12 protein-coding genes are annotated in these 11,690 nt (G+C 72.8%); 5 read left to right on the top strand and 7 right to left on the bottom strand.

Annotated elements, in window-relative coordinates; genetic code table 11:
• Positions 1-160 precede the first annotated feature (160 nt).
• Both WDV06_RS26400 and WDV06_RS26395 read left to right on the top strand, forming a co-directional pair.
• Positions 161-403, top strand: a complete 243-nt coding sequence (locus WDV06_RS26400; RefSeq protein ID WP_387262765.1) for a type II toxin-antitoxin system Phd/YefM family antitoxin — start codon at positions 161-163, stop codon at positions 401-403.
• 135 nt (positions 404-538) lie between these two features.
• The gene (locus WDV06_RS26395; protein ID WP_395512275.1) at positions 539-1,063 is read left to right on the top strand and encodes a hypothetical protein; all 525 of its coding nucleotides are present in this window, start codon (positions 539-541) and stop codon (positions 1,061-1,063) included.
• A 13-nt stretch (positions 1,064-1,076) separates the two neighbouring features.
• On the opposite strand, the gene WDV06_RS26390 is transcribed toward WDV06_RS26395, so the two are convergent.
• The 3 genes from WDV06_RS26390 to WDV06_RS26380 are packed head-to-tail and all read right to left on the bottom strand — an operon-like array spanning position 1,077 to position 3,729.
• Positions 1,077-2,606 carry a protein kinase domain-containing protein gene (locus WDV06_RS26390; RefSeq protein ID WP_395512274.1) on the bottom strand — a complete coding sequence of 510 codons (1,530 nt, stop codon included), beginning with the start codon at positions 2,604-2,606 and terminating at the stop codon, positions 1,077-1,079.
• Between the two features lie 59 nt (positions 2,607-2,665).
• Positions 2,666-2,908 (bottom strand): DUF397 domain-containing protein, encoded by a 243-nt coding sequence (locus WDV06_RS26385; RefSeq protein WP_395512273.1) that lies wholly within the window; start codon positions 2,906-2,908, stop codon positions 2,666-2,668.
• Positions 2,905-3,729, bottom strand: coding sequence for a helix-turn-helix domain-containing protein (locus WDV06_RS26380; RefSeq protein WP_045949789.1), 825 nt, complete (start codon positions 3,727-3,729; stop codon positions 2,905-2,907). Before WDV06_RS26380 ends, WDV06_RS26385 begins: the two co-directional genes overlap by 4 nt.
• A gap of 158 nt (positions 3,730-3,887) precedes the next feature.
• Here WDV06_RS26380 and WDV06_RS26375 point away from each other — a divergent pair, with 158 nt between their 5' ends.
• Entirely contained in the window at positions 3,888-4,685 is a 798-nt protein-coding gene (locus WDV06_RS26375; RefSeq protein ID WP_395512272.1) for an alpha/beta fold hydrolase, read from the top strand.
• On the opposite strand, the gene WDV06_RS26370 is transcribed toward WDV06_RS26375, so the two are convergent.
• The 4 genes from WDV06_RS26370 to WDV06_RS26355 form a co-directional block, all read right to left on the bottom strand.
• Positions 4,660-5,247 (bottom strand): GNAT family N-acetyltransferase, encoded by a 588-nt coding sequence (locus WDV06_RS26370; RefSeq protein WP_395512271.1) that lies wholly within the window; start codon positions 5,245-5,247, stop codon positions 4,660-4,662. The genes WDV06_RS26375 and WDV06_RS26370 overlap by 26 nt on opposite strands.
• Positions 5,244-7,301: a penicillin acylase family protein gene (locus tag WDV06_RS26365; RefSeq protein WP_395512270.1), complete on the bottom strand. Its 2,058-nt coding sequence runs from the start codon at positions 7,299-7,301 to the stop codon at positions 5,244-5,246. Before WDV06_RS26365 ends, WDV06_RS26370 begins: the two co-directional genes overlap by 4 nt.
• Positions 7,302-7,377: 76 nt before the next feature.
• Entirely contained in the window at positions 7,378-7,890 is a 513-nt protein-coding gene (locus WDV06_RS26360; RefSeq protein WP_395512269.1) for a DinB family protein, read from the bottom strand.
• A gap of 106 nt (positions 7,891-7,996) precedes the next feature.
• The gene (locus WDV06_RS26355; protein ID WP_395512276.1) at positions 7,997-8,782 is read right to left on the bottom strand and encodes a GNAT family N-acetyltransferase; all 786 of its coding nucleotides are present in this window, start codon (positions 8,780-8,782) and stop codon (positions 7,997-7,999) included.
• A 60-nt stretch (positions 8,783-8,842) separates the two neighbouring features.
• Here WDV06_RS26355 and WDV06_RS26350 point away from each other — a divergent pair, with 60 nt between their 5' ends.
• Positions 8,843-9,295, top strand: a complete 453-nt coding sequence (locus WDV06_RS26350) for a cupin domain-containing protein (protein ID WP_395512268.1) — start codon at positions 8,843-8,845, stop codon at positions 9,293-9,295.
• Between the two features lie 139 nt (positions 9,296-9,434).
• Complete coding sequence (locus tag WDV06_RS26345; RefSeq protein WP_395512267.1) at positions 9,435-11,666, top strand: MMPL family transporter; 2,232 nt, start codon at positions 9,435-9,437, stop codon at positions 11,664-11,666.
• Positions 11,667-11,690: the final 24 nt, after the last annotated feature.

Raw genomic sequence — 11,690 nt, 5'->3', positions numbered from 1 at the left:
CCCCCCCCCCCCCCCCCCCCCCCCCCCCCCCCCCCCCCCCCCCCCCCCCCCCCCCCCCCCCCCCCCCCCCCCCTCCGCCATGTGCGCTGACGGAGACCGGATCACCGGGCTACCCTTGATCGCTGATCAGCCCACCCGCCGCTCTGCTGGGGAGGCAGCCATGGAAGAGCTTCGTGAGTACGACGTCCACGAGGCCGAGGGCCGCTTCTCGCAGATCATGGAGCGGGTGGCCGCCGGCGAAGAGGTGGCGATCACCAAGGCGGGCACACCGATTGCCAAGGTGATTCCCTTGCATCCCGGCGTCCCGCGGACGGGCCGCGGTTCCCTAGCGGGCGCGATCCACATCCCGGACGACTCCGATGAGCTGCCCGGCGACGTTGGCGACGCCTTCGGGATGGGTTGATGGGGCTTTACTGCATGACCCTCCGGCCCAAGGAGCGGATCGGGCCGGGGGAAGAGGGAACGGACCTGCTGTCGGTGACGGCGGAGGCGGGGAGCTGCCGATGAGCGCTGCTCCCACAACGTACGGGGGATATGGGTGGAGATCGGGGCGATGGTCGTCGCCGTCGTGGGTGTGGCGGGGACGCTGGGGGCGTCGCTGCTCACGCAGCGGGGCGCGGAGCGGGCGAAGCGGCGGGAGATAGAACTCGTACGGGACCACGAGGAGGTACGGGAGAACCTGGCCCTGCGGCGCGCCTGCTACGCGGCCCTCAACCGGGACTCGCGCCAGTACACCACCGCCCTCAACCGCCACCTGCACGTGATGCGGGAGCAGGGGGTGCAGGACGCGGACCGGGAGGCGCTCGACGCGGCGAAGGCCGCGCACCGGGACACGTACTCCGAGGCGCAGATGATCGCCCCGGACGCCGTGCTCGACCCCGCGACCGCCGTCAACCACGCCCTGACCCTGGTCTACGGGCAGGTCAAGCGCCTGGAGCGGGGCGCCCCCGAGGCGGGCGAGACGATGGAGACCGTCTCCCGGGCCCAGCAGGAGATCTGGGACCTGCTCCGGGAGATGCGCGCGGCCATGCGGGTGGACCTCGGGGTGTCGGCGGCCGACTGAAGCCGCCGCCCCGCTACTTCCTCAGGGTGGGCGTGCCCAGGACGAGCCGGCCCATCCCACAGGTGTTCCCCGGGTCGACGTAGGAGATGTCCAGGCGCCGGCCGTTCGCCACGTCGAGCGACAGGGGTTCCGGGGACCCGACCCGCAGGGTCCCGCTCCACACGGACTTCCCGTCCACCCCCACGCTGACGCGCGCGTTCGCGTGCGTCGAGGCGTCGTCGACCCCGGCGACCATGGTCAGGGTCTTCCACCCGCCGCCCAGGTCGTAGGAGGCCGCCCCGTCGCAGATCTTGTACGGCCCGGCGGCCACCAGGGCGGTCTCGAAGCGCTGCGAACCGAGCGTGCCGTCGCCCGCCTCGAACCAGGCGTACTCGCTCTTGGCGACCGGCTGGAGGGTGGTCAGCGAGACCCCGCCCGCGTCGGACGCGGCAGGGGGCGGAGAGGACGTGCGGGACGCGGACGGGGCCGTCGGCTGCGCGCCTCCCGCACGGTCCGGGCTGCCGTCGCCCTCGTCGCCGAACAGCTCCACGCCGGTGACGGCGACGGTCGCCAGGAGTACCGCGCAGGCGGCCGCGACCAGTACGGGGCTGCGCCGCCGCGCCGCCGGTGCCGATGCCTGTGCGGGCCGCGCGTCCTGGATCTCTTCATGCGGGACGGAGACCACCGCCTGGCGGACCTCCTGCACCCAGCCGGCCAGGCTCGGCGGCCGCTCCCCGGGGTCACTGGCGCAGAGCGCCGCGATCCGTTCCCGCCGCCCGGGGTCCAGCGTCGCGACCTGCGGCAGCTCCGCCATCGCCTCGGCCAGGAGCCCCGGGGTGCGGGGCGGGGACTCCCCGCTCAGCAGGAAGTAGGCGAGGGCCCCGAAGGCGTACCGGTCGGTGGCGGGGGTGCGGCGGCCGTCGAAGACCTCGGGGGCCGCGTAGCCGGGGGTGAACCAGATCTCGGCCGTGCGGTGTTCGGCGGTCAGCTTGCTGAGGCCGAAGTCGACCAGCGTGGCCTGCCCGTCGGCGTCGACCATCACATTGCCGGGGGAGAGGTCGCCGTGGACCACCTGACGCCCGGACGGGGTGGCCTTCCCCGAGTGCAGCCAGTCCAGTACCTCGGCCAGCTGTTCCAGCGTCCGGAGCACCTCGCGCCGTCCGGCGGGGGTGGAGAGGTCCCGCTCGGCCCGCCAGTCGCGCAGGTCGACGCCGTTCACGCGGTTCATCACCAGCACCAGGGACCGCCCGGACAGGCCGGAGGCCTCACCCGCCCGGTGGATCGGCGGGCCCTCGAAGTGCTCCCGTACACCGACGACCCCGGGGCGGTGGACGAAGCGCAGCAACTCGGCCTGCTCGTTCCACTTCTGGCTGATCCGGGAGAACTCCTCGGACGTGATCGTCGTCTTGGAGTCGAGCACCTTGACGACCACGGGCTCGGCCCCGCCCGCCAGCTCCAGCTCCGCGAGATGGATCACGGCCTCGCCGCCGCGCCCGATGGACCGCAGCAGTCGGTACCGGTCGGGCGCCGAGTCGGGTCCGATGTACAGCTTCTGGCTGGTCAATCCGCCCCCCGGCCCAGTCAGTTGGTGGAGATCAGCTTGGCTGGCCGGGGCGGGTGGGGTCAATGGGAAACGGCGGTCGCCAGGAAGGAGGCCCAGGCGCCCGGGGCGACGGTGACGATCGGGCCGCCGGTCACCTTGGAGTCGCGGACGTGCACGGCGGCGGGGTGCGCGGCGACCTCCACGCATGCGCCTCCGGCGTCGCCGCTGTAGCTCGACTTCCGCCAGCCGTAGGCGACTTCGACGCAATTACCGCCCGCATCGCTGCTGTAGCTCGACTTGAACCAGGCCAGTTGGTGGGTCATGACTCTCCTAGCAGGTCGTCCAGCAGGCTCTTGCTGTGCTCGATGGAGAGCGCCTGCGAACGCAGCATCCCATACTTGAGATGGAGGAGATGGACCTCGTCCGGGTCGTCCTGGAGGAAGCTGACGTGCTGCCCCTCCAAGTAGCCGAGCTGATCGTGATCTGGGGTCTCCAGGAGTACCAACGGGCCAGCGAGACCGGCGTGGGAGTCGCGGTCGGTGCGGATGATCTGGAAGCCGACGAAGGGCAGTTCGGCCATTGCGCGGAGATGGCGCAGTTGTCCCCTTAGGACGGCTCGACCGCCGATGGGGCGCTCCAGCAGGGACTGTTCGACGATGAAGTGCATCACCGGTGGCTGGGGCGCCCGTTGGAAGAGCTTCTGCCGGGCGATGCGGTCCTCTGTCTGCTGGCTGATCTGGTCCGTGGGCATGGGTGGGTAGAAGTTGGAGAAGACTGCCGCCGCGTACTCGGGGGTCTGGAGCAGTCCTGGAACGGCTGCGTTCTCGTAGGAAAACAGGCTCAGCGCTTCCTCTTCGTGCTCCATGTACTCCCGGGCGAAGGCTGGATATCGCTCGCGGCGTGGAATGGCTGCCGCCGCGTCATGAAGCACTCCTTTCGAGTCGAGGTGGTTGTCGAGGACCTCGGCCATCCGGACGGATAGCGGCCTCCGGCCCTGTTCCACGGAGGCGATGGACTCCACGTCGCAGAAGGCCAGTTCGGCCAGTTGCACCTGGGTGTACCCGGCGCGCTTGCGCTGATGGGCCAGCAGGACGCCGACGACCTTCCAAGAGGCGTTGCGCTTGGGCCTGTTGCTCTGGGGCATGCCGGACACTTTCCCCCCTCGCGACCCCGCTGACTCGCGAACCGCACGTACGCCACCCGTACAAAACCGGTGTACGAGCTATTTCTGTAGTGATCGATAGAGAAAGCGTGTACCGTTGAATCCGTAACGACCGCTAGGGAAATGAACGAGGTCCTGCCATGTCTGTCATCACTGCTGCCTACGCCCGTACCGTCCGCAAGGAGAGCGGCGGTCCCGGTCTGCTGCTGGCCCACGGTGGAGGCGGCGGCGTCGAGAGCAACTTCGGGGTGATCCTCGACGCGCTCGCCGCTGAGTACAGCATCGTGGGCGTCGACTATCCGGGGGCCGGGGAGACCCCGGTGGCCGAGGGGCCGCTCCGGCTGGACGAGCTGGCCGATCAGCTGGTGGCCGCCGCCGACGCCGAGGGGCTGGAGACCTTCGCGGTGCTCGGGTACTCCCTCGGGGGGAACGTGGCGCTGCGGATCGCCGCGCGGTATCCGGAGAGGGTGACCGCGCTCGTGCTCACGGCCACCTTCGTGCGCGCCGGGAACCGGCTGAAGTTCGTCGGCGACCTGTGGTCGGGGCTGGCCGCGCGCGGGGAGAACGAGCTGCTGGCGCGGCTGATGGTGCCGCTGGCGCTCAACCCGGCGGTGCTGGAGGGGCTGAGCGCCGAGGAGGCCGAGGAGGTGGTGCGGGCGACCGCCGCTTCCGTGACGGCCGGCACGGTGGGGCAGGTCGACCTGATCAAGGGGGCCGACCTGCGAGCCGAGGCCGCCGGGGTCTCCGTACCGGCCCTGGTGATCGCGACCACCGAGGACCGGCTCGTGCCGCTGGAGCTCCAGAAGGAGCTGGCCGAGGCCGTGCCGGGTGCCCGGTACGCGGAGCTGCCCACCGGGCACCTCCCCTTCGCCGAGCGCCCGGCCGAATGGGCCGCGCTGATCACGGAGTTCCTCAGCGAGCAGCGGCCTGCCGGGTGAGGAAGGCCAGGCGGGCGGGCTTGGCCGGGAGGTAGACCTCGGGGAGGTCGATCTCCGGGAGTTCCACCTCCGGGCCGAGCGCGAAGCCGGAACGTTCCAGCAGGGCGATCGCCTTGGCGTTGCGGGCGTCGGGCTCGCCGACCACGCGCAGGGCGCCGCCTTCGGTGAACAGGTAGGCGATGAAGGCCTCTATCAGGGCTCCGGTGAAGCCGTGCCGGGCCGGGCCCTTGGTGGGGCCGATCAGCAGGTGCACGCCGACGTCCCCGGGCTGGACCTCGTAGCACTCGCTCACCCGGTCCTCGGCGCAGTCGTACGTCTGGAAGAGCGCGACCTGCTCCCCGTCGAGGCTGACCATGAACGCGTGGTGGGTGGTGCGGCGGTCCACGTCCTCGTAGATCTCCTGCACCAGCTCGCGGCTCGCCTCACCCATGCCCCAGAAGCGTGCCCGCTCCTCGGTGACCCAGCTGTGGATCAGGGCGGCGTCGGCGGCGGGGTCGACGGGGGTGAAGGAGACGGTGCCGAAGCCCTCGACGGGGTGGGCGTAGACGGGGGTGCGGGTCATGAGCGTTCCTTGCTGAGGCGGGCCCAGTCGGTGACGACGGGGACGAGTTCGCAGCGGGCCCAGAGCGGGAGCTGGTCGCGGTGGTGGGGGGAGCCGGTGACGCCGTCGGCGCCGAGCGGGACCGCCCAGAGGCTGTTCTCGCGGTCGGCCAGGTCCCACACGTAGCGGGCGGCCGAGGCCCGGGCGACGGTGTCGGTGACGCCGGGGACGGACGAGGTGGCGTTCACGCAGTCGTGGTCGCCACCCAGGCCGGGCCACTCGGCGTCCGGGTCCGGGACGGCCTGCCAGGGCGTCAGGTGGTGGGAGTCCGACCAGGGGGCCTCGGGGGCTTCGGCCGCCGCCGTCTCCTCCAGGGCGGCGCGGACGTGTGCGGCGCGGTCCAGGCCGGGGAGGAGGGGTGTGCCGAGGAGGCCCTCCAGGGCGTAGCCGACCCGGGGGACCAGGTAGAGCCAGGGGTGGAACACCTCGGGGCCGTCGGGGGCGCCGGCCAGCTCCGCGAAGACGGGGTCGGCCGCGAGGCGGCGTACGACGGCCGTGCGGAAGGCGGCGAAGACGGCGGCGTCGGTGCTGTCGGCCTCCATGTGCCGGTCCCAGGCCAGGAGCCGGTCGCGGAGCGCGGCGGCCTCGGGGGAGAGGGGGTCGAGGCCGGGCAGCAGGGCGAGGAGAGGGGCGGCGGAGGCCAGGTGGGTGTCGCGGTGGACGTCCGCCATCGCCTTCGGGGACCAGTCGGCGGAGCCGCTGAGCAGGGCGCGGATCCGGTCGGCGCGGTGCGGGGGAGCGAACTCCACGCCGAGCGGGGACGCGATCCCGCGGGCGTTCGCCATGACGGCGAAGCCCCGCACCGGTTCGGCGGGGGTCTCGGCCCAGCCGCGCCAGGCGTGGCGGGCGTCCCAGGCGGGCACCGGGCGCAGCCGGTTCGCGGCCTCGCGCAGCGGGACGGCGCCCGCGACGCGGTGCAGCAGGCCGCCCTCGGAGTCGGCGGCGTGCACGACGTTGACGGGCTCGGCCCAGCCGTCGAGGGCGCGGTCCACGTCGGCGACGGTGCGGGCGCGCAGCAGGGCGGGCAGGGCGGCGAAGCCGAGGTCGGCGCGGACGCGGGGCGGGTAGCGCAGGGAGAGGGCGCGGGATTCCTCGTTGACGATCACCGGGCCACGGGCCGTCTCCAGGATCTCGACCTCGACGTCCTCGGCGCCGGCCACGGTGATCGTCTCGGTGTGGCGGGCGACCGGTTCCCACTCGCCGTCGGGGCCCAGCGCCTCGACGCCGTAGGCCGCAGGGCGCAGCCGCTCGGTGTAGAGGTCCTGGTAGTCGGCCATGGCGTTGGTGATGGCCCAGGCGACGGAGCCGGCGTGGCCGAAGTGGGCCAGGCCGGGGACGCCGGGGACGGCCAGGCCGAGGACGTCGTACTCGGGGCAGGCCAGGCGGATCTGCTGGTAGACGCCCGGGTCCTCGATGAACCGGTGCGGGTCGCCCGCGATGATCGCGGCACCGGTGGCGGTGCGGTCGCCGGCGACGAGCCAGCCGTTGCTGCCGGCGGTGCCGGGGCCGTCGGTGGCGAAGAGGGTGGCGGCGCCGTCGCCGAGGGCGCGGGCGACACGGTCGCGCCAGAGCTTGGTGGCGAAGCCCGCGAACAGGATGTGCGTGCCGATCCAGATCGAGAGCGGAACCCATGGCTCCCAGGGGGCCGGGGTGTGGCCGGCGGCGGCGAAGCGGTCGTCGCGGGCCGCGCCCTCGGCCAGGCCCGCGTTGACCCCGTCGACGTAGGCTCCCACCCAGGCCGCGGTGTCCGGGTCCAGGGCCTCGAAGCAGCGGCGGGCGGTGTCGTCGAGGCGGGCCTGGCGGGCGAAGCGGTCCCAGGGCACCCAGTCGGCCCCGAGGAAGGAGGCGCTGGAGCCCTGGGCCCGGTGCCGCTCCACCTCCAGCTGCCAGGCACGGTCGCGGGCGGTGATCCGGCCCTGTGCGTAGGAGAGGCGGAGCGGGTCGGACGCGCGCAGGTGCGGGATGCCCCAGCTGTCGCGGTAGACCTCATAGGCCTCGGTGGTCACAGCGCTCACGCTCTTCCCCCAGTGTCTTAGGTTAGGCTGGCCTAACTATAAAGGTGACTGGGGGAGTCGCGGGCGCCAGGTCCGGTCAGGCGCCGACGGTGCCGTCGATCGCCTCCCGGAGGAAGTCCGCATGGCCGTTGTGGCGGGCGTACTCGTGGATCATGTGCAGCATCACCAGGCGCAGCGAGGCCTCCTCCTCCCACCTCGGCACGTACGCCGTCACGTCCAGCGACTCGGCCGCCGCCTCCACCGCGCGCGAGTGGGCCACCTCCGCCTCCCAGGCGGCGAAGGCCTCGGCGCGGGTGGCGCCGGAGGCGTCGTAGGCGGCCTGGAAGTCCCGGCTGTCCGACCACAGGTGCGGGACGTCCGTGTCGCCGCCGAGCGTCCGGCGGAACCACTGCCGCTCCACCTCGGCCATGTGACGCACCAGGCCGAGCAGGGAGAGGGCGGAGGGCGGGGAGGCCTGGCGGCGCAGTTCCTCGTCGGTGAGTCCGTCGCACTTCCAGGCGAGGGTGGCCCGGTGGAAGTCGAGGAAGGCCCGCAGGGTCTCGCGTTCGTCCCCGGTCAGGGGCGGGCCGACGCGTTCGGTGATGTCCATGGGCGTGATCCTGCCGCGTCTTCGGCGGCCCCGGAAACGATTTCGCGGCCGGGCCTACGGACCCGCCGGGGAACGGGTGGGCCCCCGGCGGACGCCGTACGCCCCCTCAGCCCTGCCAGATGTAGGGGATGGTGACGCCGAGCACCCCGAAGCCCAGGCGCTCCAGGATCGGGCGGCTGTCGTCCGAGGCATCGACCTGGAGGTACGGGACCCCCCGCTCGGCCGCGATCCGGGCGCGGTGCGCCACCAGCAGGCGGTAGATGCCCCGGCCCCGCCACTCGGGGGCCGTGCCGCCACCCCAGAGGCCCGCGAAGGCGCTGCCCTCCTGGATCTCCATCCGCGCCGAGCTGACCGGGACCTCCCCGGCCATCGCCACCACGACCTCGACGGAGTCGGGGTCCTCCCGCAGCTGGGCGAGCACCGCTTCCTTGATCCGGGGCCGCTCCACGCCGAAGGCCCGGTCGTGCGCGGCCATCATCAGGTCCACGCCCGCCTCGTCCGTCACCCGCAGCAGGGTGATCCCCTCCGGCGGCTCCACGGGCAGGGCCGCCAGGTCGGCGGCCCGGCCGACCATCAGGGTCTCGGCCGGCTCCGGCGCGAAGCCCGCCGCGCGCAGCCGGCCGGCGAGATCGGCCGGACGGTCGTGGGTGTACAGCTTCCACTCGAACACCGGCCCGTCCGGCGCCCGCCCGCCCGCGCCGAAGTGCGCCACCTGCGCCGCGATCTCCGCGTCCGCCGTGTCCTCGTCGAGGTCCGACCACACCACCCCGTTCCATCCGGGCAGGCTCATCCGAACCACCCGGCCGGCCCGCTCCACGTGCGGCCCCTCCGCGCCGCGCCGCACCTCGGCGTCGTAGCGGTCGCGCACCTTCGTCAGTTCAGCAAGATCCATCGTCATGCGCGCACCTCATCAGCTGGTCCTCGCCGCCCACAAGTGCATTAGCCTCACCCCGTGAACGACGACTGCGCCATCTACACCGGCAAGGCGACCCCCGACGCCGCCGCCGACCGGGGCTGGCTCCTGGGGCACTTCAAGGAGCCGGGGGACCCGCGGCACAGCGAGGACGTGGAGATCAAGTGGGGGGTCCACCCCAAGGGCGAGGCGCGCGAGCGCTGGGTCACCGGTGAGCGGCGCACCGCCCTCCAGGTGCTGATCAGCGGCCGCTTCCGGCTGGAGTTCCCCGGCCGCACCGTCGTTCTGGCCGAACAGGGCGACTACGTGGTCTGGGGCCGCGGCGTCGACCACTCCTGGTACGCGGAGGAGGACGCGGTCGTCCTCACCGTCCGCTGGCCCTCCGTCCCGGGCTACCGGGCCGAAGGACCCGCCGGAGATCAGGCCTGTGACGATGCACACGAAAGCGACCAACGATCAGGAAACGCTGCGATCGTGTCGAACGAGGTGTAAACCCAGCACCCTGGCCGCCCGCGGGCGGCCGCACCTTTCACAAGTTCACGACTCACCAGTCCACGACTTCACGAGTTCAAGCGTTCTTTGCGTCGGGCCGACTCCCGCTGAAGATCCGAACCACCAGGGAGCACGTCCGTTGGCAGCAATCGCACGGTGGTGCATGCGACACCGGCTGGTCACCGTCCTGATCTGGCTGCTCGCCCTCGGCGCGACGGCCGCCGCGGCCACGGCCGCCGGAACGGCGTTCTCCAACGACTACGAGGTCCCCGGCACGGAGTCCAACCGGGCCAACACCCTGCTGCGTGAAGGCTTCCACGGCCAGGGCGGCGACACCGACACCATCGTGTGGCGGACCCCGGACCACCAGACGGCACGGACCCCCGATGTCGAACGCCGGATGACCCGGGCCCTGGAGGCCGTCGCAGCGCTCCCCGGAGTCGGCTCCGTCAGTGGCCCCTACGGGCCCGGCCCCGCCGACGCCGCCCGGATCAGCCCCGACGGCCGCACCGCCTACGCCGTGGTCACCTTCGACAAGCAGGCCGACTCCGTGCCCAAGGCCCAGGCCCAGGCCGTCGTCGACGCGGCGAAGAACCCCGCCACCGAGGCCGATGGCCTCCAGGTCGAACTCGGCGGCCGCGCCATCGGCCTGACCGAGGCCCCCAGCCCCCACCTCGCCGAGGTCATCGGCGTGGCCATCGCCGCCGTCGTCCTCTTCCTCGCCTTCGGCTCCCTCGCCGCCAGCCTGCTGCCCATCGCCACCGCCCTGGTCAGCGTCGGCAGCGCCTACTTCGGCATCACCCTCCTCGGGCACGCCATGGCCGTCGCCGACTTCGCCCCGATGCTCGGCACCCTCGTCGGCCTCGGCGTCGGCATCGACTACGCCCTCTTCATCGTCACCCGGCACCGCAAGGGCCTGGCCCGCGGACTGACGGTCGAGGAGGCCGCCGAGAACGCCGTCGCCACCACCGGCCGGGCCGTCGTCTTCGCCGGGGCCACCGTCTGCATCGCGCTGCTCGGGATGCTCGTACTGCGCCTGGGCTTCCTCAACGGGGTCGCGATGGCCGCCTCCCTCACGGTGGTCCTGACCGTGGCGGCCTCCGTCACCCTGCTGCCCGCCCTCCTCTCGTACATCGGCATACGGGCCCTGTCCCGCCGCGAACGCCGCAGGCTCGCCGCCGAAGGCCCCCGGCCCGAGGCGCCCACCGGATTCGCGGCCCGCTGGTCGGCCTTCGTCGAACGCCACCCCAAACTCCTCGGCCTGGTCGCCGCCCTCGTCATGGCGGCTCTGGCACTGCCCACCCTCTCCCTCCACCTCGGCACCTCCGACCAGGGCAACAACCCGGCCTCCGCGACCACCCGCAAGGCCTACGACCTGCTGGCCGACGGCTTCGGCCCCGGTGTGAACGGTCCGCTCACCGTCGTCGCCCGGCTGGACGGCGCCGGCGACCGCCTCGCCGTCGAGCGGCTGGCCGACGCCCTGCGCACGACCCGCGGCGTCGCCTCCACCGGCCCGGCCGTCTTCAACCGCAGCGCGGACACCGCGATCCTCACCGTCGTCCCCGACTCCGCCCCGCAGTCCCGGGCCACGAGCGAGCTGGTCGACCGCCTCCGCGCGGACGTCATCCCCCGCGCCGGTCACGGCAGCACGATGGAGGCCCACGTCGGCGGGGTCACCGCCGGCTACGACGACTTCGCCGACGTGATCGTCGGCAAGCTGCCGCTCTTCGTCGGTGTGGTCATCGCCCTCGGCGGCCTGCTCCTGCTGCTGGCGTTCCGCTCCATCGGGATCCCGGTCAAGGCGGCCGCCATGAACGTCGCCGCCGTGGCCTCCTCCTTCGGCGTCGTCGTCGTGATCTTCCAGTGGGGGTGGGGAAGCGAGCTGCTGGGCCTGGGCAGCGCGGGCCCGATCGAACCCTTCCTGCCGGTGATCATGGTGTCCGTGCTCTTCGGGCTCTCCATGGACTACCAGGTCTTCCTGGTCAGCCGGATGTACGAGGAGTGGCTGGAGACCGGCGACAACCGGCGGGCCGTGCGCGTGGGCCTCGCCGAGACCAGCCGCGTGATCAACTCGGCGGCCGTCATCATGATCTCGGTGTTCCTGGCGTTCGTGCTCAGCGGGGACCGGATCATCGCCATGTTCGGCATCGCGCTCGCCGTCGCCGTCGCCCTCGACGCCTTCGTCCTGCGCACCCTGCTCGTCCCCGCGCTCATGCATATGCTGGGCCGGGCGAACTGGTGGCTCCCCGCCTGGCTGGAGCGCCGGCTGCCCCGGATCAGCATCGAACCCCCGGAGTGCCGCCCCCGCGCCGTACTCCCGGCGCAGCGGCCGGACGCCGACCACGCGGCACCGGCCGACCTCTCCCACTGACCGGCCACCCACCACAAGGAAGCA

This window comes from Streptomyces racemochromogenes (assembly GCF_044129415.1).
GTDB classification, from domain to species: Bacteria; Actinomycetota; Actinomycetes; order Streptomycetales; family Streptomycetaceae; genus Streptomyces; species Streptomyces racemochromogenes_A.
Note: the sequence above shows the minus strand (reverse complement) of the source record. Positions and strands in the feature narration are given on the sequence as shown.